Annotated in this window: 23 protein-coding genes; 13 read left to right on the top strand and 10 right to left on the bottom strand. The window is 67.2% G+C overall.

The window, feature by feature from the left end; translation table 11 throughout:
* Positions 1 to 5: 5 nt before the first annotated feature.
* Positions 6 to 578, top strand: a complete 573-nt coding sequence (locus F3K02_RS15785; protein WP_177136587.1) for a YceI family protein — start codon at positions 6 to 8, stop codon at positions 576 to 578.
* Between the two features lie 141 nt (positions 579 to 719).
* Here the strand turns inward: F3K02_RS15785 and F3K02_RS15780 are convergent, their stop codons facing one another.
* Positions 720 to 998, bottom strand: a complete 279-nt coding sequence (locus F3K02_RS15780; protein WP_177136586.1) for a YkgJ family cysteine cluster protein — start codon at positions 996 to 998, stop codon at positions 720 to 722.
* Between the two features lie 115 nt (positions 999 to 1,113).
* On the opposite strand from F3K02_RS15780, the gene mprF reads away from it, so the two are divergent.
* The gene (gene mprF, locus F3K02_RS15775) at positions 1,114 to 3,681 is read left to right on the top strand and encodes a bifunctional lysylphosphatidylglycerol flippase/synthetase MprF (RefSeq protein WP_218179476.1); all 2,568 of its coding nucleotides are present in this window, start codon (positions 1,114 to 1,116) and stop codon (positions 3,679 to 3,681) included.
* Positions 3,678 to 5,075: a virulence factor family protein gene (locus F3K02_RS15770; protein ID WP_177136585.1), complete on the top strand. Its 1,398-nt coding sequence runs from the start codon at positions 3,678 to 3,680 to the stop codon at positions 5,073 to 5,075. The genes mprF and F3K02_RS15770 overlap by 4 nt, the downstream gene beginning before the upstream one ends.
* Positions 5,076 to 5,197: 122 nt before the next feature.
* Here the strand turns inward: F3K02_RS15770 and F3K02_RS15765 are convergent, their stop codons facing one another.
* Both F3K02_RS15765 and F3K02_RS15760 read right to left on the bottom strand, forming a co-directional pair.
* Entirely contained in the window at positions 5,198 to 5,788 is a 591-nt protein-coding gene (locus tag F3K02_RS15765) for an NADPH-dependent FMN reductase (protein WP_177136584.1), read from the bottom strand.
* A gap of 49 nt (positions 5,789 to 5,837) precedes the next feature.
* Positions 5,838 to 6,143, bottom strand: a complete 306-nt coding sequence (locus tag F3K02_RS15760; protein ID WP_218179475.1) for a TfoX/Sxy family protein — start codon at positions 6,141 to 6,143, stop codon at positions 5,838 to 5,840.
* A 143-nt stretch (positions 6,144 to 6,286) separates the two neighbouring features.
* Here F3K02_RS15760 and mnmG point away from each other — a divergent pair, with 143 nt between their 5' ends.
* From mnmG to F3K02_RS15720, 8 genes are all read left to right on the top strand, one after another.
* Positions 6,287 to 8,257, top strand: a complete 1,971-nt coding sequence (mnmG, locus tag F3K02_RS15755) for a tRNA uridine-5-carboxymethylaminomethyl(34) synthesis enzyme MnmG (protein WP_177136582.1) — start codon at positions 6,287 to 6,289, stop codon at positions 8,255 to 8,257.
* Positions 8,254 to 8,907 (top strand): 16S rRNA (guanine(527)-N(7))-methyltransferase RsmG, encoded by a 654-nt coding sequence (gene rsmG / locus F3K02_RS15750; protein ID WP_177136581.1) that lies wholly within the window; start codon positions 8,254 to 8,256, stop codon positions 8,905 to 8,907. The genes mnmG and rsmG overlap by 4 nt, the downstream gene beginning before the upstream one ends.
* Before the next feature lie 513 nt (positions 8,908 to 9,420).
* Positions 9,421 to 10,035 carry a LysE family transporter gene (locus F3K02_RS15745; RefSeq protein ID WP_177136580.1) on the top strand — a complete coding sequence of 205 codons (615 nt, stop codon included), beginning with the start codon at positions 9,421 to 9,423 and terminating at the stop codon, positions 10,033 to 10,035.
* Between the two features lie 15 nt (positions 10,036 to 10,050).
* Positions 10,051 to 10,821: a ParA family protein gene (locus F3K02_RS15740; protein ID WP_177136579.1), complete on the top strand. Its 771-nt coding sequence runs from the start codon at positions 10,051 to 10,053 to the stop codon at positions 10,819 to 10,821.
* Between the two features lie 17 nt (positions 10,822 to 10,838).
* A complete protein-coding gene (locus tag F3K02_RS15735) occupies positions 10,839 to 11,384 on the top strand; it encodes an alpha/beta fold hydrolase (protein WP_177136578.1) in 546 nt (181 codons plus the stop codon).
* Between the two features lie 20 nt (positions 11,385 to 11,404).
* Positions 11,405 to 11,710 carry a ribbon-helix-helix protein, CopG family gene (locus F3K02_RS15730; RefSeq protein ID WP_177136577.1) on the top strand — a complete coding sequence of 102 codons (306 nt, stop codon included), beginning with the start codon at positions 11,405 to 11,407 and terminating at the stop codon, positions 11,708 to 11,710.
* A 6-nt stretch (positions 11,711 to 11,716) separates the two neighbouring features.
* A complete protein-coding gene (locus F3K02_RS15725) occupies positions 11,717 to 12,019 on the top strand; it encodes a type II toxin-antitoxin system RelE/ParE family toxin (RefSeq protein WP_177136576.1) in 303 nt (100 codons plus the stop codon).
* 3 nt (positions 12,020 to 12,022) lie between these two features.
* Positions 12,023 to 12,946 (top strand): ParB/RepB/Spo0J family partition protein, encoded by a 924-nt coding sequence (locus tag F3K02_RS15720; protein ID WP_177136575.1) that lies wholly within the window; start codon positions 12,023 to 12,025, stop codon positions 12,944 to 12,946.
* Positions 12,947 to 13,244: 298 nt separating this feature from the next.
* On the opposite strand, the gene F3K02_RS15715 is transcribed toward F3K02_RS15720, so the two are convergent.
* The 4 genes from F3K02_RS15715 to F3K02_RS15700 all read right to left on the bottom strand — a co-directional run bounded on the left by F3K02_RS15715 (position 13,245) and on the right by F3K02_RS15700 (position 16,717).
* Positions 13,245 to 14,084, bottom strand: coding sequence for a hypothetical protein (locus F3K02_RS15715; RefSeq protein ID WP_177136574.1), 840 nt, complete (start codon positions 14,082 to 14,084; stop codon positions 13,245 to 13,247).
* 56 nt (positions 14,085 to 14,140) lie between these two features.
* Positions 14,141 to 14,716: a tetratricopeptide repeat protein gene (locus F3K02_RS15710; RefSeq protein ID WP_177136573.1), complete on the bottom strand. Its 576-nt coding sequence runs from the start codon at positions 14,714 to 14,716 to the stop codon at positions 14,141 to 14,143.
* 161 nt (positions 14,717 to 14,877) lie between these two features.
* Positions 14,878 to 16,302 carry an FAD-binding oxidoreductase gene (locus tag F3K02_RS15705; protein ID WP_177136572.1) on the bottom strand — a complete coding sequence of 475 codons (1,425 nt, stop codon included), beginning with the start codon at positions 16,300 to 16,302 and terminating at the stop codon, positions 14,878 to 14,880.
* A 109-nt stretch (positions 16,303 to 16,411) separates the two neighbouring features.
* Positions 16,412 to 16,717, bottom strand: coding sequence for an EF-hand domain-containing protein (locus F3K02_RS15700; RefSeq protein WP_177136571.1), 306 nt, complete (start codon positions 16,715 to 16,717; stop codon positions 16,412 to 16,414).
* Between the two features lie 215 nt (positions 16,718 to 16,932).
* Here F3K02_RS15700 and F3K02_RS15695 point away from each other — a divergent pair, with 215 nt between their 5' ends.
* Both F3K02_RS15695 and F3K02_RS15690 read left to right on the top strand, forming a co-directional pair.
* Entirely contained in the window at positions 16,933 to 17,499 is a 567-nt protein-coding gene (locus F3K02_RS15695; RefSeq protein ID WP_177136570.1) for a cob(I)yrinic acid a,c-diamide adenosyltransferase, read from the top strand.
* Positions 17,496 to 17,870: a hypothetical protein gene (locus tag F3K02_RS15690; protein ID WP_177136569.1), complete on the top strand. Its 375-nt coding sequence runs from the start codon at positions 17,496 to 17,498 to the stop codon at positions 17,868 to 17,870. The genes F3K02_RS15695 and F3K02_RS15690 overlap by 4 nt, the downstream gene beginning before the upstream one ends.
* Positions 17,871 to 17,897: 27 nt before the next feature.
* On the opposite strand, the gene F3K02_RS15685 is transcribed toward F3K02_RS15690, so the two are convergent.
* The 3 genes from F3K02_RS15685 to F3K02_RS15675 form a co-directional block, all read right to left on the bottom strand.
* Positions 17,898 to 19,025 (bottom strand): PilT/PilU family type 4a pilus ATPase, encoded by a 1,128-nt coding sequence (locus tag F3K02_RS15685; protein WP_177136568.1) that lies wholly within the window; start codon positions 19,023 to 19,025, stop codon positions 17,898 to 17,900.
* Between the two features lie 88 nt (positions 19,026 to 19,113).
* Positions 19,114 to 19,536 carry a hotdog fold thioesterase gene (locus F3K02_RS15680; RefSeq protein WP_177136567.1) on the bottom strand — a complete coding sequence of 141 codons (423 nt, stop codon included), beginning with the start codon at positions 19,534 to 19,536 and terminating at the stop codon, positions 19,114 to 19,116.
* A gap of 111 nt (positions 19,537 to 19,647) precedes the next feature.
* Positions 19,648 to 20,049 carry a ribbon-helix-helix domain-containing protein gene (locus tag F3K02_RS15675; RefSeq protein WP_177136566.1) on the bottom strand — a complete coding sequence of 134 codons (402 nt, stop codon included), beginning with the start codon at positions 20,047 to 20,049 and terminating at the stop codon, positions 19,648 to 19,650.
* Between the last annotated feature and the right edge of the window lie 60 nt (positions 20,050 to 20,109).

The raw sequence follows: 20,109 nt of genomic DNA, 5'->3' as shown, positions 1-20,109 counted from the left end.
ACACCATGCGCAAATCCCTGACCTTGCTGGCCGCCGCGGCCGTTCTGTCCACCGCCGGCATCGCCCAGGCCGCCACTTACGCGATCGACCCGACGCACACCTTCGCGACCTTCGAGATCGGCCACTTCGGCGCCAGCGTGAACCGCGCCCGCTTCGACAAGAAGGAAGGCACGGTGTCCTTTGACCGCGCGGCCAAGACCGGCAAGGTGGACATCAGCATCGACATGACATCGGTGAACTCCGGCACGGCCATGTTCGACAAGCACCTGCAGAGCGCCGACATTTTTGATGCCGCCAAACACCCCAAGGCCCGCTTCGTGGCCGACAAGTTTGTGTTCACCGGCGACAAGGTCAGTGCGGTGGAAGGCCAGCTGACGCTGCTGGGCAAGACCCAGCCGGTGACGATGAAGGCCAACCAGTTCGCCTGCTACGACAGCCCGATGCTCAAGCGCGAAGTGTGCGGCGGCGACTTCGAAGCCGCCATCGACCGCACCGCTTTCGGTGTGAACTACGGCGTGGACTGGGGCTTCCCGAAGAACGTGCGCCTGGTTATCCAGGTCGAAGCGGTGAAGCAGTAACCCCCCCTGCGCCGCTTTGCGGCTTCCCCCCGGAGGGGGGACCACGCCCTTGGACCGGCAAAGCCGGATCTTCGGCGTGTGCTGGGTCCGGGCACGTGCTCCGGAACGTACTCAACAAAGGCCCGCTTCTGCGGGCCTTTGTCATGGGCTTGTGGCCTGCTCCAGGCGCTCCAGGAAATGGATTGCGTGTTCGCGGGTGTCGCCGCACATCTCCCGGCTCGGCGGCAGTGATCCGCACACCTTCGGCCGCTCGGGCCGGCCGAACAGGCGGCAGCGCAGGGCTTCGTCCAGGTGCGGGCAGGGCAAGCCCGCCGGTTTGCCGTTGGGCAGGCCCGGCATCGGGCTGCTGATCGAAGGCGCGATGCAGCAGGCGGCGCAGCCGGGTCGGCAGGCGAGGATGGGTGCGGAAGTTGCTGGCATGGCCCCCGATTGTCATCGGTTCACCGCAAGCCAGCGCTACACTCGGCCGCCGGCTTGAGATTCGGGTGGGCCTGTCGATGACCCTCTGTACCCGCTCGATGCCCTGGCCCACCCTGTGAAGATCCCCACCCCCGAACTGCTGATTGCCCAACTGGCCCGTTGGCGCATCTGGATGTACGCCGCGCTCGCCCTGCTGCTGGGCGCCTTGCTGGTGCAGGCGGCGCACAAGGTGATGGCCGAGCTCAGCTACGGCGCCATCGTCGAGGCGGTGCGCGGCACGCCGCCGGCCACCTTGTTGCTGTCGGTGCTGGCCACGGCGCTGAGCTTTCTGGCGCTGACTTTTTACGACCGCTCCGCCCTGCAGTACGCGGGCGCCCGGCTGCCCTACCGCGTGGTGGCCGAGACCTCTTTCATCGCTTTTGCGCTGTCCAACACCATGGGCCTGGGTGTGCTCACGGGCGGTGCGGTGCGCATGCGCCTGTACGGCGCGGCGGGGCTGGAGGCGGGGATGATTTCCCGCGCCATCGCGTTCAACGCCATCGGTTTTGGCGTCGGCATCGTGGTGGTGGGCGCGGCCGCGGTGGTGTGGGGCGCCGGTGCGGTGGCTTCGATGGTGGGGCTGTCGGCCGGGCTGCTGAAGGCCCTGGGCGTGGCGGTGCTGCTGGCGGCGGCGGGTTTTGTCGGGGTGTGTCGTGGCGGAGGCGACGACCTGCGTCTGGCCGGATGGTCGCTGCGCCTGCCGAGCGCGTCAATCGCGGCCCAGCAGCTGCTGATCTCGGCCCTGGACGTGGTGGCTGCTGCGGCCGCACTCTGGGTCTTGTTGCCCGAGGGGGCGATCGGTTTCCCGGCCTTCGTGGGCTTCTATTCGCTGGCCATCGCCTTGGGCGTGATCAGCCATGTGCCCGGTGGCCTGGGGGTGTTCGAGGCGGTGATGCTGCTGGCCCTGGGCCATCAGGTGCCGGCCCACCAGCTGGTGAGCGCGCTGGTGTTGTACCGCGCGGTCTACCACCTGCTGCCGCTGGTGCTGGCGCTGGCGCTGCTGGTGCTGTCCGAGTTGCAGCGCGGTGCCGCCACGCCGGTGGTGCGGGCGGCGGCGAGTTTGTCGCCGCTGCTGCTGTCGGCCTTCACCTTCGTGATCGGCGCGATGCTGCTGGTGTCGGGCGTGACGCCGGCGACCGGGGACGCGACCGTCTTGCTCGCGCAGCTGATGCCGCTGCCCATCGTCGAAGCGGCCCACTTTCTGGGCAGCATCATCGGGCTGGCGCTGCTGTTCGTGGCGCGGGGCATGTTCCTGCGGCTCGACGCCTCGTGGTGGGCCGGCCTGATCCTGGCGCTGGTGAGCCTGGTGCTCTGCCTGCCCAAGGGCATCGCGGTGTCCGAGGCGGTGCTGCTCAGCGTGCTGACGGCGAGCCTGGCGCTGTCGCGCCGGCAGTTCAACCGCAAGGCGGCGCTGTTTTCGCAGGCCTTCACGGGCGGCTGGCTGGCCGCGGTGGCGGTGGTGGTGGCGGCCACCGGGGCCTTGCTGTTCTTCGTCTACCGCGACGTCGCCTACGTGAACCAAGTCTGGTGGCAGTTCGCGTTCGATGGCCACGCGCCGCGCTCGCTGCGGGCCATGGTGGCGGTGGCGCTGGTGGCGTTCATCGTGGCCCTGGTCCAGCTGCTGCGCCGGCCCCACCCGGCGCTGATCAAGCCCAGCGCCGGCGCGCTCGACCAGGCGGCGCGCATCGTGCGCGCGCAGGGGGTGGCGGGCGCGGGGCTGGTGATGATGGGCGACAAGAGCCTGATGGTCTCCGAGTCGCAGCGCGCGTTTGTCATGTTCGGGCGGCGCGGCCGCTCCTGGGTGGCGCTGTACGACCCGGTGGGCCCCGCGAGCGAGTGGCCCGAACTGGTGTGGCGCTTCGTCGAGCAGGCGCGCGAGTCTGGTGGGCGGGCGGCGTTCTACCAGGTGCGTCCCGAGGCGCTGCCGGTCTACCTGGACGCCGGTTTGCGGGTCTACAAGCTGGGCGAGTGCGCACTGGTGGACCTGCCCGGCTTCAGCCTGCAGGGCAAGGCCCGCGCCAACCTGCGCCACGGCGTGGCGCGTGCGCGGCGCGAAGGCCTGAGTTTCGAGGTGCTGGCGCCCGGTGCGGCGGCGCCGGTGTTCGACGAGCTGCAGGCGATTTCAGACGCCTGGCTGAACGACCACAACACGGCCGAGAAGGCTTTTTCGCTCGGCGCGTTCCAGCGCGACTACGTGCTGGGTCAGCCGGTGGCGCTGGTGCGGCAGGCCGGGCGGGCGGTGGCGTTTGCCACCCTGATGTGCACCGACCAGAAGATCGAGGCCAGCGTGGACCTGATGCGCCAGCTGCCCGACGCGCCGCGCAGTTCGATGGATTTCCTGTTCGCCCAGGTGATCCTGCACTTCCAGGCCCAGGGCTTCCAGCGCTTCAACCTGGGCATGGTGCCGCTGGCGGGCATGGCCCAGCACCCGCTGGCGCCTAACTGGCAGCGCCTGGCGCGCCTGCTGTTCAACCACGGCGAAAACTTCTACAACTTCCAGGGTCTGCGCGCCTTCAAGGCGAAGTTCGACCCGGTCTGGGAGCCGCGTTACCTCACCGCGCCGGGCGGGCTGGCGCCTTTCATCATCCTCACCGACATCGCCGCCCTGATCGCGGGCGGCTTCCGACGGGTCATGTCCAAATGAACACCTTTGCCACCGCCTTGCTGGCGTTTTGTTGTGCGCTGACCGCGCCGGTTCTGGCGCAAGCGCAGGAAAAAATCTCGCACGGCCGCTTCAAGGACGTGTCGCTCTACCGGCCCAAGGGCGAGGTGAAGTCGTTCGCGATCCTGCTCTCGGGTGAAGCGGGCTGGACGCCCGCCATGGCCGCGCTGGCCAGGCCGCTGGTGGAGCAGGGCGCGGTGGTGGCGGGCGTGAACACGCCGCAGCTGCTGGCGCTGCTGGAGAAAGACGGCGGCGACTGCGCGCTGCCCGACGGCGATTTCGAGAACCTGTCGCACTTCCTGCAAGGCTATGCGCGTCTGAAGGCTTATTACCCGCCGCTGCTGGTGGGGCAGGGATCAGGCGCCAGCCTGGCCTACGCCTTGATCGCCCAGGCGCCCGAAGGCACGTTTGGCGGCGCCTTGTCGGCGGGTTTCTGCCCCGAGCTGGTGTTTGCCAAGCCCTTGTGCAAGGGGGATGGGGTTCATTTTCGTCAGAGTACCGACAAGCGTGCGCTCACTTTGTTGCCCGCCGGCAAACTGCGGGCGCCGTGGACCGCCCTGCACGGCAGTGACGACAAGGTGTGCGCCACCGGGGCCGCCCAGGCCTTCGTGGCCCAGGTGCCCGGGGCCGAGCTGGTGCCGCTGGCGGGGGCCACCGAACACGGCGTGCTGTCTGGCAAGGGCGCGTTGTCGGCCTACCAGGCCGCGTATCGCAAGCTCGCGGCGGGGGTGGTGGTCAAGCCGCAGGGCGCTGGCAGTGACATCGCCGATCTGCCGCTGGTGGAGGTGCCGTCCAGCGTGCCGTCCGACGTGTTTGCTGTGCTGGTGTCGGGGGACGGCGGCTGGGCTGGCCTGGACAAGAAGGTGGCGGCCGTCATGGCCGCGCGCGGCGTGCCCGTGGTCGGGCTGGATTCGCTGCGCTATTTCTGGAAGCAACGCACGCCGCAGGGATTGGCCAGCGACCTCGACCGGTTGTTGCGGCACTACGCCGTGCAATGGAAGAAGAGCCGGGTGGTGCTGATCGGCTATTCCCAGGGGGCCGACGTGTTGCCGTTCGCGCTGAACCGGCTGTCCAGCGCGTCCAGAAGCCTGGTGGCGCACACGGTGCTGATCGGGCCGGGCGAGAAGGCTTCGTTCGAGTTCAAGCTGTCCAACTGGGTGGTGCGCAACCACCTGGGTCTGCGGCTCAAGCCCGAGCTGGCCAGCCTGTCGGCCGCGACCACCACCTGCCTCTACGGCAGCGACGACCGCGACACCATCTGCCCCACGACCTCGACCGAGCTGGTGACCCCGGTGCAGCTCAAGGGCGACCACCACTTCGGCGGCAACTACGAGCTGCTGGGCGAGCAGATCCTGTTGCACGCAAAAGTGCCTTAGATAGACCCCCCGCCGCGCTTCGCGCGACCCCCCGAGGGGGCGGCACTGGCCGTCCGGCGAAGCCGGCCCGGCGGTGCCCTGGGGAGGGTCGCTTCATGCGTTGTGGGTCGCGCTCCGATGCCTCAGTCTGCAAAGCGGCGGGCGGCGTTGAGTACTTGGTCCACCACGCCTTGCACGCTGCTGCGGGCGGTCTCTGCGATCAGGTGCCCGTCTGCATCAAACGCTTCGCCGGCCTTGGACAGCGCGAACTGTTTGGGCGAGACCCAGCACTGCAGGTTCATCAGCAGCGGCGCCAGGTGGCTCAGGCTGCGCAGGCCGCCGAGCGCACCGGGCGAGGCCGAGAGCATGCCCACCACCTTGCCGGCAAAGGGCTTGCCGCCGTTCGCCCACAGTGGATCGTCTTTGACGGGGCGCGAGACCCAGTCGATGGTGTTCTTCAGCAGGCCGGTGTAGCTGCCGTTGTACTCGGGCGAAACCACCAGCCAGGCCGGGTGGGCGTGAAAGATTTCCTTCAGGCGGATCGCGTCGCGCGGGAAGCCGCGCGCTTCCAGGTCGCCGTTGTAGAGCGGCAGGTCGAAGTCGGCCAGTTCGAGGTGGGTGACCTGGGCACCGGCGGCGCGGGCGGTGTCGGCCGCGACCTTGGCCAGCTTGCGGTTCCAGGACTGGGCGCGGCTGCTGCCGGCGAAAACGAGGAGGGGGATGGGTGTGGTCATGCGGGCCTTGGTGTGGTGGCCTTTGATTGTCAGGCTGGCGCTGCCAATCTCATTGACGTGGGGACTTCGGATCGTTGAGCGCGTCCAGCGCCAGCAACAGGCTGGTGCGGTGCTCGCGTGCCACGGTCTGCCAGGGCAGGCCGGTGAGCGCCGCTTCGAGCCCCCAGAGCAGGTTGAGGCTGGCGCGCGGGTCGCTGCGCCTCACCCGGGCGTAGGCGGCCACCGATCCCAGCCGCCGCAGCGTGGCCAGATCGGGAATGCCGGCCGCTGCCAGCATGGCCTGCGACTTCGGGCCGAGGCCGGGCAGGGCGGCCAGCGCCGGTTCGCCGGTTGCGCGTGGGGTGGTGCTGGGCACGGGTGGGCGGCTAAGGGGCATTGATGGGACAATTGCGGGTTGCCCGAGCCAGACGCCGGCCGGGCGGCGGGTGTTTCACGTGAAACACACCGCATCCGCATTGTCGGGCAGCGCGCCAGCCGCCGTGCCCTGGAGCTTTCACCATGTTGTACCCACAAGAATTTGATGTCATCGTCGTCGGCGGTGGCCACGCCGGCACCGAGGCCGCGCTCGCCGCCGCGCGCATGGGCTGCGCCACGCTGCTGCTCACGCACAACATCGAAACGCTGGGGCAGATGAGCTGCAACCCCAGCATCGGTGGCATCGGCAAGGGCCACCTGGTGAAAGAGGTGGACGCGCTGGGCGGGGCGATGGCGCTGGCCACGGACGAGGGCGGCATCCAGTTCCGCATTTTGAACAGCTCCAAAGGCCCGGCCGTGCGCGCCACCCGCGCCCAGGCCGACCGCATCCTCTACAAGGCCGCGATCCGTCGCATGCTGGAGAACCAGCCGAACCTGTGGCTGTTCCAGCAGGCGGTGGACGATCTGATGGTGGAGGGCGACCGGGTGGTCGGCGCCGTCACGCAGGTGGGCATCAAATTCCGCAGCCGCACCGTGGTGCTGACGGCGGGCACGTTTCTCGATGGCAAGATCCACGTTGGCCTGAACAACTACGCCGCCGGCCGCGCGGGCGACCCGCCGGCGATCAGCCTGTCGGCCCGCCTGAAGGAACTGAAACTGCCGCAGGCGCGCCTGAAAACCGGCACGCCGCCGCGCCTGGATGGCCGCAGCATCGACTATTCCAAGTGCCAGGAGCAACCCGGCGACGGCGTGCCCGGTGGCATGAACCCCGACCAGCCGGTGCCGGTGTTCAGCTTCATGGGGCAATCGGTGCCGCACCCGCAGCAGGTACCGTGCTGGATCACCCACACCAACCTGCGCACGCACGAGATCATCCGCAGCGGTTTCGACCGCAGCCCCATGTTCACCGGCAAGATCGAGGGCGTGGGCCCGCGTTACTGCCCGAGCGTGGAAGACAAGATCAACCGCTTCGCCGACAAGGACAGCCACCAGATCTTCCTGGAGCCCGAGGGTCTGACCACGCACGAGGTCTATCCCAACGGCATCAGCACCAGCCTACCGTTCGACATCCAGTACGCACTGGTGCGCAGCATGCCGGGGCTGGAAAACGCCCACATCCTGCGCCCGGGCTACGCCATCGAATACGACTACTTCGATCCGCGCTCGCTCAAGAACAGTTTTGAGACCAAACAGATCCAGGGCCTGTTCTTCGCCGGCCAGATCAACGGCACCACGGGCTACGAAGAGGCGGCGGCCCAGGGCCTGTTCGCCGGGCTCAACGCCGCGCTGCAGTGCCAGGGCAAAGACACCTGGCTGCCGCGCCGCGACGAGGCCTACCTCGGCGTGCTGGTGGACGACCTCGTGACCCAGGGCGTGACCGAGCCCTACCGCATGTTCACCAGCCGCGCCGAGTTCCGCCTGCAGCTGCGCGAAGACAACGCCGACATGCGCCTGACCGAAGCCGGGCGCCAGCTGGGCCTGGTGGATGACGCGCGTTGGGATGCCTTCAGCCGCAAACGCGACGCGGTGGCGCGGGAAACCGAGCGCCTGAAATCGACCTGGGTGAACCCGCGCAACCTGCCGGCGGCCGAGAGCGAGCGCGTGCTGGGCAAGGCGATTGAGCACGAACACAACCTGTTCGACCTGCTGCGCCGCCCGGCCGTGGGGTACGCCGAACTGGTCGGCATGGAGGCTGGCAAGTACGTGAGCCCCGATGTTTCACGTGAAACGCTGGGAGACTTGCTGGAGCCGGTGGTGGAGCAGGTGGAGATCGCTGCCAAGTATTCGGGCTACATCGACCGCCAGAAGAACGAGGTGGAGCGGGCGTCGCACTACGAGGGGCTGAAGCTGCCCATCGATCTGGACTACCTGCAGGTGACGGCGCTTTCATTCGAGGCGCGGCAGAAGCTGGCCAAGCACCGGCCCGAAACCCTGGGACAGGCTTCGCGCATCTCGGGCATCACGCCGGCCAGCATCTCGCTGCTGCTGATCCACCTGAAGAAGGGTGGCTTCAAGGGTTTTGCCACCGTGGCGGTGGAAGGCGCCGAGGCATGAGCCGGGATGTGCTGATTTCAGGTCTTCGAGCTCTGGGCTTGCAACTGAGCGACGTGCAGGTGAGCCTGCTGCTGGATTACCTGGCGTTGCTGCAGAAGTGGAACAAGGTCTACAACCTGACCGCCGTGCGCGATCCGGCCGAAATGATGACGCACCACTTGCTGGACAGTCTGGCCGCCATCGGCCCGTTGCTGCGCCAGACCGGTGGCCAGCCGATCAAGCTGCTGGACGTGGGATCGGGTGGCGGGTTGCCGGGTGTGGTGATCGCCATCACCTGTCCGCAGATTCAGGTGAGCTGTGTGGACACGGTGGGCAAAAAGGCGGCCTTCATCCAGCAGGCCTCGGCCGCGCTGAAGTTGCCGAACCTGCGCGGCGTGCATGCGCGGGTGGAATCGCTCAAGGCGGAAGAGGGCGGGGGCTTTGACGTGGTCTGCTCGCGGGCCTTTGCCTCATTGGTGGATTTCACGACCTGGTCTTCATCGGCCTTGAAGCCCGGAGCGGTGTGGATGGCAATGAAGGGCAAACACCCGGCGGACGAGATCGCTGCGCTGCCTGCTTTGGTGTCGGTGTTTCACGTGGAACAGTTGGTGGTGCCGGGGCTGGATGCGGAGCGGTGCATCGTCTGGCTTCGTCCGTCTCCTTCGGTCTGAGCCCTTCTCTTCCCCGCGTTTCGCTCGTTGCACCTCGCACCAGGCCGGTGGCGTCATGCGCGTTCTCCGGCCCACGCTCGCGGGCTGACTCATCTGTTCGCAAGCCTCACTTCGTCAACACCGGGCTTGCGCACCTCTTTTTGTGGCAACCGCGAATGGGCGCCTGCGCCCGTGCACGCCACCACCGTCCTGTGAGTGGCGGATGTGGACTCCTTTGGATTCCTCTGGACGCCTCTTGGACGACCCTTTTGCTGCTGGAGGTGGTTGGTTTGGGTGGGAGGGCGCAGGCCCGATTCGCGGTCGCGACAAGATCAGATGACCACGCCCCGTCTTGACGCCAGCCCGGCAGCGCGCCAGAAGCCTTCACCCGCGAGCGTGGGCCGGAGAAATCCCACCCGGACCAACCGCCTCTGCCCACACGTTCCGTGCGAACAATGCAACCAGAGCCAAAAGAACAAAAAGAAGAAGAGGGCGCTCACGTAAACTCAGTCCCTCAACTCCCGGGGTTTTCACATGTTCGGCATCGCTGATTACGGCGCGTTCGTCGCCGCCATCGTCCTGTTTCTGGCCATTCCAGGCCCGGGCAATCTCGCGCTGATCACCTCGACCAGCAAGGGGGGCCTGCGCGGCGGACTGGCCGCCACCTTCGGCGTGATCGCGGGTGACCAGGTGCTCATGTGGATGGCAGTGGCCGGGGTGGCGGCGCTGCTCGCGGCCTACCCGGCGGCCTTCGCCGCGGTGCAGTGGCTGGGCGCTGCCTACCTCGCCTGGCTGGGCTGGAAGATGCTCACCGCCAAGCCTGGCGGCAAACCCGTGCTCAACATCCGACCGCGCCAGTACTTCCAGCAGGCGCTCACCATCACCCTGCTCAACCCCAAGGCCATCGTCTTCTACATGGCCTTCTTTCCGCTGTTCGTGGACCCCGCGAAGCACCAGGGCCTGATCACCTTCGGTGCCATGGCCGCCACCGTCGCGGTGCTGACCTTTTTCTATGGCCTGACCGCCGTGTTGCTCACGCACTTCTTGGCCGAGCGCATGCGCGCCAACCCGGTCATCGCCCGCACGCTGGAGAAGCTCGCTGGCGTTTTCCTCATCGGCTTCGGCATCAAGCTGGCCATCTCCAAATAAGCACCGGGACACCAGATGGCGAAGATCTTTTGTGTGGCCAACCAGAAGGGCGGTGTCGGCAAGACCACCACCACCGTCAACCTCGCCGCCGGCCTGGCCAAGGTGGGGCAGCGGGTGCTCATGGTCGACCTCGACCCGCAGGGCAACGCGACCATGGGTTCTGGCGTTGACAAGCGCAGCATGGCGCTCTCGGTCTACGACGTGCTGCTGGAGTCGGCCACCGTCCAGGAGGCCGCCCTTTTTTCGGAAAAGTGCGGTTACCACGTGCTCGGCGCCAACCGGGAACTGGCCGGGGCCGAGGTCGAGCTGGTGGATGTGGAGCGGCGGGAAAAACGCCTCAAGACCGCGCTGGCTGCGGTCGATGCCGACTACGATTTCGTGCTCATCGACTGCCCGCCCAGCCTGTCCATGCTAACGCTCAACGGCCTGTGTTCCGCCCACGGTGTGATCGTGCCCATGCAGTGCGAATACTTCGCGCTCGAGGGCCTGACCGATCTGGTCAACACCATCAAGCAGGTGCACGCCAACCTCAACAAGGACTTGCAGATCATCGGCCTGCTGCGCGTCATGTTCGACCCGCGCATCACCCTGCAGATGCAGGTGAGCGACCAGCTCAAGGCCCACTTTGGCGACAAGGTGTTCGACACCGTGATCCCGCGCAACGTGCGTCTGGCCGAAGCACCCAGCTACGGCCTGCCGGGCGTGGTGTTCGATCCGGGGGCCAAGGGCAGCCAGGCCTTTGTGACCTTCGCCACCGAAATGGTGGCGCGCATCGACAAGATGTGAGCGGCGGGCTGTTTCACGTGAAACCCCACAACGTGCTCATCCTGCCCGGCTGGCAGAACAGCGGGCCGGACCACTGGCAAAGCCGCTGGGAAGCCCTTTACGGCTATCGCCGCGTGGACCAGCACGACTGGATGACCCCGCGCCGCGGCGACTGGATCGCGCGGCTGGAAGACGTCATCCTCGGCTGCGACGGGCCGGTGGTGCTGGTGGCCCACAGCCTCGGCTGCATCCTCACCGCCGCCTGGGCCCAGGTGTCGCGCAGCACGCACCGTGTGCAGGGCGCGCTGCTGGTGGCGCCCGGCGATCCGGAGCGCGAGGAACTGCGCGGCGTCTTGCCCAGCTGGTCACCCATCGTGCGCCAGCGACTGCCGTTCCCCAGCATGCTGGTGGGCAGCCGAGACGATCCGTATTGCAGCTTCGAGCGCGCGCAGGGCCTGGCCGAAAGCTGGGGCTCGCGCTTCATCGACCTCGGCGAACGCGGGCACATCAACGCCGAATCGGGACTGGGCGACTGGCCCGAAGGGCATCGGCTGCTGCTAGACTGCACAAGTAGTCAGACTTGACTACTTGTTGGAGATTCGCCATGCCCCCCACCATCGCCACCAGTTTGAAATTGCCCGCTGAACTCAAGGCGGCCATCGACGAAGACGCGCGCAAGCAGGGCCTCTCCAGCCACGCCTACATGGTGCGGACCCTGGCCGATGCGTCCGAGCGGGCTCGGCTGCGCGAGCAGTTCACGCAGGATGCGCTGGCGGCCGAGCAGGACATGCTGGCCACCGGCATGGGCCATACGCTGGAAGACGTGCGGGCCTACTTTGCCCAGATGGCCGAATACCGCGCGGGCCGGGCCGAGCGCCCGGCGCCGCTGGTACCCCGCAAGCTGCTCTGACGCCCGATGGTCGATGTCGTCCTCACACCGCAAGCCCATGCCGATCTGGTCCGCCTCGAAGAATTCCTCTGGCAGAGCCAGGAACCGCTGGCTTCAGAGCTGCTGGCCTTTTTGCTCGACGGCCTGTTTGTGCTGACCCACCAACCCGGCGTGGGCCGACCTTTGTTACATGGGCATCGCGAACTCATCATCAGTCGCGGCCGTGGCGGCTACCTGGCCCGTTACGTGTTTGACACCCACCGCCAGCGCGTGATCGTGCTGGGCATTCGACACCAGCGTGAAGCTGGCTACAACGACAACGAGATCTGATCCATGGTCACCAAAAAACCCAAAGGCCTAGGCCGCGGACTCGAAGCCCTGCTGGGCCCCAAAGTGGCGGAAGCCGCTTCGCCCGACGCGCAGGACAACGCGCGCAACCAGACGCCGAGCAGCCTGCCGCTGACCGAGCTGGTGCCGGGTGTCTACCAGCCGCGCACGCGCATGGACGAGGGCGCGCTCTACGAGCTGGCCGAATCGATCAAGGCGCAGGGCATCATGCAGCCGATCCTGGTGCGCAAGCTCGCCGATGGGCCGAACGCCGGCAAGTACGAAATCATCGCCGGTGAGCGGCGCTTCCGTGCTTCCCGGCTGGCGGGTCTGGACAGCGTGCCGGTGCTGGTGCGCGATGTGCCCAACGAATCGGCCGCCGCCATGGCGCTGATCGAAAACATCCAGCGCGAAGACCTGAACCCGCTGGAAGAAGCCCAGGGCTTGCAACGTCTGGTGAAGGAGTTTGGGCTCACTCACGAACAGGCGGCACAGGCGGTGGGCCGCTCGCGCAGCGCGGCCAGCAACCTGTTGCGCCTGCTGCAGCTGGCCGAGCCGGTGCAGACCATGCTGATGGCGGGCGACCTGGACATGGGCCACGCGCGCGCGCTGCTGACGCTGGACAAGGCGACCCAGATCACGGCCGGCAACCAGATCGCGGCCAAAAAAATGTCGGTGCGCGAGGCCGAGAGCCTGGTGAAAAAACTGACCGCGGAGTTTGCGCTGGCACCGCAGAAGCTGAAAAAAGAAAAGTCGCGCGACATCAAGCGCGTCGAAGAAGAGCTGTCGGACCTGCTGACCGCCGAGGTCGAGGTCCGGGTGAAAAAGCGCGTGAAGCGCCATGGCCGCCTGGAAGAGCTGGGCGAGCTGGCGATCCAGTTCGGCTCGCTGGACGAGCTCAATGGGCTGATCGAAAAGTTGAGGAAGTAACCCCCCCTGCGCCGCTGCGCGGCTTCCCCCCAGGGGGACGGCGCCCTTTGACCGGCGAAGCCGGATCGTCGGCGCCTCTGGGCAAGACATCGCGCGCCGAATTGCGCTTCCAGTCCCCGGGCCAAGAGACACATCAGATTCAGGTCAATTCCAGGCGCACTCCAAAAACAAAAGCCTCCCGAAGGAGGCCTTGTTCAAAAGAGCGGAAGCCCCTCCAGGAGGTGCCAAAGGTCCGGCTCCACCGGCCCAAAGGCACCGTCCCCCTAGGGGACGCCGTGCAGCGGCGCGGGGGTGGACTTCAGTCCGCCACCTTGAGCTGGCCACCGCGACCCAGGCCGCCCTTGACCTCTTGTGCCTTGTAGTTGCGCAACGAAATCACCATGTTGTTGTAGGCGTCGGTGAACGCGGCCACGGTGGCCTTGCCGGCCGGGGTGCGCGAGAAGCCGCCAAGAGCACCACCGGCGCTGGGGCCGAAGGCGCCGAGCGCGGCACCGTAGTTGGTGGCGGTGGCGTTGCCTTCGGAGATGGCGATCTGCACACCCGAGCGGATGTCCAGCAGCGTCATGGTCACCACGGAGGCCTTGCTTTCCAGCGAACCGGCCAGCACACCCAGGTTGCGGTTGCGACCACCGAGCAGACCGCCGAGCGCGCCGGCGATCTGGCCGGTGGACTCGTTGTCGATGATCACGGCCGGCTCCAGGTAGTAGTCGGCGGCGACGCGCTGGCCCTTTTGCTGCTTGGAGCCGGCGCGGAACTCACCCGAGTTGCGCTGCTTGTCGGTGATCGCGGAGATCTTGCTTTCGGTGCGGTTGTTGCCGATCGAGGTGATGACGAAGCAGTTCGACTGCTGCACGGCCAGGCGGATCAGCGGCTCGATGGTCGTGACCTGGGTTTCGCGTCCAAAGCTGGCGTACCACTCCTTGCCACGGCCGTCGTCCACGGCCAGCGTGCCCAGCGGTGAATCGCAGCGCTGCAGGCCGCTGTTGGCGTTGACGCTGGTGCTGCCGCCGGCCGAACCCGTGGTGGCGGTGGGGCTGCCGCCGGTGGACACGATGCCGCCGCCGGGTGTGACACAACCGGCCAGTGCGAGGGAGGCGGCCAGGGCGGCCCAGCGGAGGGAAGAGGTGGTTTTGCTCATGGATGGACTCTCTGTTGACGTATAAAAAGCAATCAAAAAAGCACTCTTGGGTGCACTCAGCGGTATTTCCAGCCGTTGGGACCCCAGTACCAATAATAGGAATACGTACCGTACCACCCGCCGTACCAGTTTTTGCGGTTGGCCTCGCGCCATTCGTAGGCGCTCTTTTCGTCCTTCTTCGCGGCCTGGGCCTGGGGCAGCAGCCTCCGTGCTTCCTTGTTGCCCTTGGCGGCCGCCATGGACAGCCAGGTCTCGGCTTCGGCGGGATCGGGGCCCATTTCTTCCAGGCCCATGAGGTAGAAGCGGCCCAGCGCCAGCTGCGCCGAGACCACGCCGCGTTCGCCGGCGTCGCGCATCCATTTCAGCGCCTGGTAGCTGTCCTGGCGCACACCGTCACCGCGGAAATAGCGCAGGCCCAGATCGTAGGCGGCGCGTGGGTCGTCGCGCGCCACTTCGGTCAGCTGCAGCAGGCGCTGCTCGGCCACCGGATCGGTCGCCTCGGGCTGGAAGCTGGCGCTGTCACGTGGGCGGTCGGAACAACCGCTGCTGTCGCAGATGCGGACGGTGGGCACGGCGTCTTGCGCAAACACGGCGGACGACGCCAGCAGCAAGGGGAGCAGCAGCCTGTTCATGAAAGACCTCCTCCAGAAATAATGAGCCCTAAAGTTTACATCTTCGCTGGGCGCCAGACCATGCTCTGAGGGCCACGGTGCGCAGGTGTTCAGCGCTTTTTCCCCTGCATGGGGGAATGCCCAAGGCCCAGCGCCCGCCGCACGGTTCACACGATGCCCCGTCAGAGCGCGAAGATCTTGCCCGGGTTCAGGATGTTGTCCGGGTCGAGCGCGCGCTTGATGCTGCGCATCATGTCGACGGCGCCCGTGCCGGCTTCGGTGAGCAGGAAGTCCATCTTGTGCAGGCCCACACCGTGTTCGCCGGTGCAGGTGCCTTCGAGCCGCAGAGCGCGCGCCACCAGCTGGTTGTTCAGCACTTCGGCGCGCTCGCGTTCCTCGGGGATGGCCGGGTCGATCAGGTAACCGAAGTGGAAGTTGCCGTCGCCCACGTGGCCGACCAGGAAGTAGGGGATGCCACTCGCGTCGGCCTCGGCCACCGAGTCGAGCAAGCAGTCGGCCAGGCGGCTGATCGGCACGCAGGTGTCGGTGCTGATGGCGCGGCAGCCCGGCTTGCTCTGGATCGCGGCGAAGTAGGCGTTGTGCCGCGCGGTCCACAGGCGGGTGCGTTCTTCGGGCGTGGTGGCCCACTGGAAGGCGTTGCCCTCGAACTCGCTGGCGATCTCCTGCACCGTCTCGGCCTGTTCCTTCACGCTCGCGGGCGAGCCGTGGAACTCCATGAGCAGCATGTGTTCTTCGCGCAGGCCCAGCTTGCTGTGCGCGTTGACCATGCGCACGGTGTTGGCGTCGATCAGCTCGCAGCGCGCGATCGGCACGCCGAGCTGGATCACCTGGATCACGGTGCGCACCGCGGCTTCGATGGTGGGGAAGGAGCAGGTCGCGGCCGAGATCGCTTCGGGCAGCGGATACAGCTTGAGCGTCACTTCGGTGATCACGCCCAGCGTGCCTTCGCTGCCCACCATCAGGCGCGTGAGGTCGTAGCCGGCGCTGGACTTCTTGGCGCGGGTGCCGGTGCGGATCACCTCGCCGCTGGCCGTCACGACTTCGAGCGCCAGCACGTTCTCGCGCATGGTGCCGTAGCGCACGGCGTTGGTGCCGGAAGCGCGCGTGGCCGCCATGCCGCCAATCGAGGCGTCGGCGCCGGGGTCGATGGGGAAGAACAGGCCTTCGCTTTTCACCGCTTCGTTCACGGCCTTGCGCGTCACGCCGGGCTGCACCGTCACCGTCAGGTCTTCGGCGTTGATCGACAAGACCTGGTCCATGCGGCTGACGTCGATGCTGATGCCGCCTTGCACGGCCAGCAGGTGGCCTTCGAGCGAGGAGCCGACACCGAACGGGATCACGGGGACCTTGTGCGACGCGGCGAGTGTCACCGCGTCCGACACGTCCTGCGTGTTCTGCGCAAACACCACCGCGGCGGGCGGCGGCACGTCGTACACCGACTCGTCGCGGCCGTGTTGCTCGCGCACCGCCATGGCGGTGGAACACTGGCTGGAAAAACGGGATTGCAGCGCCGCCAACAGTTCCGCAGGCATGGGGCGCTGCTGGATGTCGGGCACCAGATGGGCGAGTTGGGCGGGGGCGTTCATGGCAGTCTCCAAACTGGGCCGGGCGAAAAACGGCCCAGTTTACTGCCAGCCCCCCGCCGGGAGAAGCGTTGCGCAATGCCCCTGTCGGGCTCACGCTTTGTTCAGGCGATCAGGACTTGGGATCCTTCATGGCCGCCCTGAACTCCGGCAGCGAAATGGCGCCGTCGCCGTTGGCGTCGATCTGGGTGAACTGCTGCGACACCGCGGGCAAGGTCTTGGCCTCTTCGGCACTCAGGGCCATGTCGGCGTTCTTGTCGGCCCTGGTGAAGGCGGCGCTGATGGCCTGGTCGCTGGAAGCCAGCGCGGGCAGGGCGGTGCTTTGCGCCATCAGGGCGCTGGTCGAGCCCATGGTCAGGGCGGCGAACAGCAGGACGCTGCGGACTTCGAACAGGGTGTGGTGTTGTCGATCAAACATGGTTCTTGGCTCCTTGAGATTGAACAGAACCCCGTGCCCTGAAGCGCGGGGTTCTGTTATTTCATAGCAGCACACCGAGCAGCGCCAATGGTTTTGCCGGCTGTTGCCTGCATGACATTCCGCTTGCCGCAGTCACATTTCCCTGCCCGGTGTAACGGGCGCCGATTCCCGCACAATGCGAGGTTCCCCGCACAGCGGCCACCAAGGAATCCGTCATGGGCAACCGCCTCACCCAGATCGCCACCCGCACCGGCGACGCCGGCACCACCGGCCTCGGCGACAACACCCGCGTCTCCAAGAACAGCCTGCGCGTGCACGCCATGGGCGACGTGGACGAACTCAACTCGCACATCGGCTTGCTGCTGTGCGAAGACATGGCGCCCGACTTGCGCACGCTGCTGGTGGAGATCCAGCACCAGCTGTTCAACCTGGGTGGTGAGCTGTCCATCCCGGGTTTCGAACTGCTCAAGCCCGAGGCCGTGCTCGCGCTCGACGAAGCGCTGGCGACCTACAACGCACAGCTGCCGCGCCTGCAGGAATTCATCCTGCCCGCGGGCACGCGCGCCGCGGCCCAGGCGCACGTGTGCCGCACGGTGGCGCGCCGCGCCGAGCGTGTCGTGGTGGCACTGGGCAACGAAGAAGCGATCAAGGAAGCCCCGCGCCAGTACCTCAACCGCCTCTCGGACCTGATGTTCGTGCTGGCGCGCGTGCTCAACCGCATGAACGGCGGTGACGACGTCTACTGGAAGAGCGAACGCATGGCGCAGGGCGGCGCCGAATGAATCCTGTGCGGATGGCCGCGGTGCTGGCGCTGGTGTTCAGCGCGGCCGCCCACAGCCAGACACCGCCGGCAACGAGCCAGGTGGTGCTGGTGTGCGAGGCCGCCTACCTGCCGGCCCGCTCCGTCTGGACGCGCACGGTCGCCATCGCCTACGACCAGAAACGGGTGCGCTCGGTGCTGATTGACGGCGTGCCGGTGTACACCTTCGCGGTGCGCGGCACGGTGATCCTCACCGCGCTGGACAACGAGCGCATCCAGATCGACACCGCTGCCCAGACCTGGACCAGCGATTTCCGCGGCCTGGCCAGTGCGAACGGCCGCTGCGAACGTGGACGGCCCATGCCCGCGGCGGGCGCCGTGTCACCCGGCTGAACGCCGGGCGCGGGCCGGTGGCCCCAATCAGCTTTGGGCGATGTGCAGACCGCCGGTCTGCGGTCGCTGCCCGTGGTGCAACCGGATGCGCAGCGAGAGGTCGGTGCGCGAGTCGGCGTTGTCCACCGCCTGTTCGGCCGTGAGTTCGCCGCGCTCGTAGAGCTCGTAGAGCGACTGGTCGAAGGTGGCCATGCCGAGCTCGGTGCTCTTGGACATGGTTTCCTTGATGTCATCGGTCTGGCCCTTCTGGATCAGATCGGCGATGTAGGGCGAGAGCAGCATCACTTCCACCGCCGGCACCAGCTTGTCGGCCACGCCGCGGATCAGCCGCTGGCCGACCACACCCTTGAGGTTGAGCGACAGGTCCATCAGGATCTGTTTGTGCGCGGTCTCGGGGAAGAAGTTCAGGATGCGCTGGATCGCCTGGTTGGCGTTGTTGGCGTGCAGCGTCGAGACGCAGAGGTGGCCGGTTTCGGCGTAGGCCATGGCGTGCTGCATGGTGTCGCGGTCGCGGATCTCGCCGATCATGATCACGTCGGGCGCTTCGCGCATGGCGTGGCGCAGGGCCTCGTCGAACGACTGGGTGTCCAGACCCACCTCGCGCTGGTCCACGATGGACAGACCATGGCTGTGCTCGAACTCCATCGGGTCTTCGACCGTGAGGATGTGGCCGCTCAGGTTGCGGTTGCGGTGGTCCAGCATGGCCGCCAGCGTGGTCGACTTGCCCGAGCCCGCTGCGCCCACCACCAGCACCAGACCGCGCTTGAGCTGGGCCAGCTTTTTCAGCACCGGCGGCAGCTTCAGCCCGTCCAGCGAAGGAATCCTGGCGTTGATGTGGCGGACCACCACGGCCACGTCGCCGCGCTGGCGGTAGACGTTGACCCGGAAGCGCCCCAGGCCGGGCAGGGCGATGGCCAGGTCGCATTCGAGCGTGGCTTCAAAGCCGCGGATCTGCGACTCGCGCATCACCGAATAGGCCAGGCGCTGCGTGCGCGACGGGTCCAGCGGCGGTTCCGACAGGCGCCGCACCACGCCCTGCACCTTGAGCGCGGCCGAGCTGCCACTGGAGAGAAACAGATCCGACGCGCCGTGCGCGACCATCAGCGACAGGTAGTGGCCGAGATCGTCGTCGTTCGAGGGCAGGGCGGAGTCCATGGCGGGCCGTGACAGAAGTGCGAGTTTGATCACTATATCGGCTAACTGTCAGCTGGGCTTGAGCGGTTGCGCCCTGGCGCAGTGAGGCTCAGCGCGGTGCCAGCACCGCCATGGTGATGCGCGAGACGCAGGTCAGCTCGCCGGCGTCGTTCGTGAGGTCGATCTGCCAGACCTGGGTGGTGCGGCCGATGTGCACCGGCCGCGTGACGCCGGTGACCCAGCCGCTGGTGGCGCCCTTAAGGTGGTTGGCGTTGATGTCCAGCCCCACGGCGCGGTGGCCTTCGGGGCAACTGTAGATCGCGCCGCACGAGCCCAGCGTCTCGGCCAGCACCACGCTCACGCCGCCGTGCAGCAGGCCGTAGGGCTGTTGGGTGCGGGTGTCCACCGGGACGCGGGCGCGGATGAAGTCGTCGCCGACCTCCAGGAATTCGATGCCCAGGTGCTGCACGGCGGTGCCCACGTGGATGGCGGTGAGTTCTTCGACGGAGAGGGGTTTTTTCCAGAGGGACATGGTGGCTGAACAGGTGGCTGGTTGGAGGAGGGTCGGCCACACTGTAGCGGCCCACCACCCGCATGCACTGCGCCGGGTGTCGCCTGTGCCAAGGGCCGCGCCGGGGCGGCGTCAACCCTTGCGCCGTAGCGCCACCACCGTGCCCGACGCCGCCGGGGGCGGCAGCGCCCAGTGCGAAGGCAGCGCGTGCAGCACGGCGCGTGGGTCGAGCGAGCGGATCGGCACCGCGTTGTCCATGGGGATGCGGTCGTGGGCTTGCAGCGCCATGTAGCGCAGCGCGCTCACGCGCAGGAAAGACGCGAAGTTGCCGACTTCGCCGCGCGCGGCGACCAGCTCGTCGTACAGCTTCTCGATTAGCGCGACCACCGCCATGCCGTCGCGCTCGCCGATTTCGGTGAGCACGTCCCAGTAGAGGTTCTCCAGCCGGATGCTGGTGACCACACCGTGCAGCCGCACCGAGCGGGTGCGGCTGGCGTAGCTCTCGGGGTCGGCGCTGATGAAGACTTCACACATGGCAGCACTCCTGCATTGGCGGATGAAGCCGCATTGTCGGCGGCTTCAGGCGCTGGTGAT

Origin of the sequence: Hydrogenophaga aromaticivorans (assembly GCF_013387465.1) — a bacterium.
Classification (GTDB): domain Bacteria; phylum Pseudomonadota; class Gammaproteobacteria; order Burkholderiales; family Burkholderiaceae_C; genus Hydrogenophaga; species Hydrogenophaga aromaticivorans.
Note: the sequence above shows the minus strand (reverse complement) of the source record. Positions and strands in the feature narration are given on the sequence as shown.

Bases quoted from the DNA above. Each gene is read 5' to 3' on its own strand.
- F3K02_RS15705 (WP_177136572.1), bottom strand. From the start codon at position 16,302: ATGAACGCCCCCGCCCAACTCGCCCATCTGGTGCCCGACATCCAGCAG.
- F3K02_RS15740 (WP_177136579.1), top strand. From the start codon at position 10,051: ATGGCGAAGATCTTTTGTGTGGCCAACCAGAAGGGCGGTGTCGGCAAG.
- F3K02_RS15785 (WP_177136587.1), top strand. From the start codon at position 6: ATGCGCAAATCCCTGACCTTGCTGGCCGCCGCGGCCGTTCTGTCCACC.
- mnmG (WP_177136582.1), top strand. From the start codon at position 6,287: ATGTTGTACCCACAAGAATTTGATGTCATCGTCGTCGGCGGTGGCCAC.
- F3K02_RS15745 (WP_177136580.1), top strand. From the start codon at position 9,421: ATGTTCGGCATCGCTGATTACGGCGCGTTCGTCGCCGCCATCGTCCTG.
- F3K02_RS15720 (WP_177136575.1), top strand. From the start codon at position 12,023: ATGGTCACCAAAAAACCCAAAGGCCTAGGCCGCGGACTCGAAGCCCTG.
- F3K02_RS15695 (WP_177136570.1), top strand. From the start codon at position 16,933: ATGGGCAACCGCCTCACCCAGATCGCCACCCGCACCGGCGACGCCGGC.
- F3K02_RS15680 (WP_177136567.1), bottom strand. From the start codon at position 19,536: ATGTCCCTCTGGAAAAAACCCCTCTCCGTCGAAGAACTCACCGCCATC.
- F3K02_RS15675 (WP_177136566.1), bottom strand. From the start codon at position 20,049: ATGTGTGAAGTCTTCATCAGCGCCGACCCCGAGAGCTACGCCAGCCGC.
- F3K02_RS15690 (WP_177136569.1), top strand. From the start codon at position 17,496: ATGAATCCTGTGCGGATGGCCGCGGTGCTGGCGCTGGTGTTCAGCGCG.
- rsmG (WP_177136581.1), top strand. From the start codon at position 8,254: ATGAGCCGGGATGTGCTGATTTCAGGTCTTCGAGCTCTGGGCTTGCAA.
- F3K02_RS15700 (WP_177136571.1), bottom strand. From the start codon at position 16,717: ATGTTTGATCGACAACACCACACCCTGTTCGAAGTCCGCAGCGTCCTG.
- F3K02_RS15770 (WP_177136585.1), top strand. From the start codon at position 3,678: ATGAACACCTTTGCCACCGCCTTGCTGGCGTTTTGTTGTGCGCTGACC.
- F3K02_RS15725 (WP_177136576.1), top strand. From the start codon at position 11,717: ATGGTCGATGTCGTCCTCACACCGCAAGCCCATGCCGATCTGGTCCGC.
- F3K02_RS15715 (WP_177136574.1), bottom strand. From the start codon at position 14,084: ATGAGCAAAACCACCTCTTCCCTCCGCTGGGCCGCCCTGGCCGCCTCC.
- F3K02_RS15730 (WP_177136577.1), top strand. From the start codon at position 11,405: ATGCCCCCCACCATCGCCACCAGTTTGAAATTGCCCGCTGAACTCAAG.
- F3K02_RS15765 (WP_177136584.1), bottom strand. From the start codon at position 5,788: ATGACCACACCCATCCCCCTCCTCGTTTTCGCCGGCAGCAGCCGCGCC.
- F3K02_RS15685 (WP_177136568.1), bottom strand. From the start codon at position 19,025: ATGGACTCCGCCCTGCCCTCGAACGACGACGATCTCGGCCACTACCTG.
- F3K02_RS15710 (WP_177136573.1), bottom strand. From the start codon at position 14,716: ATGAACAGGCTGCTGCTCCCCTTGCTGCTGGCGTCGTCCGCCGTGTTT.
- F3K02_RS15780 (WP_177136586.1), bottom strand. From the start codon at position 998: ATGCCAGCAACTTCCGCACCCATCCTCGCCTGCCGACCCGGCTGCGCC.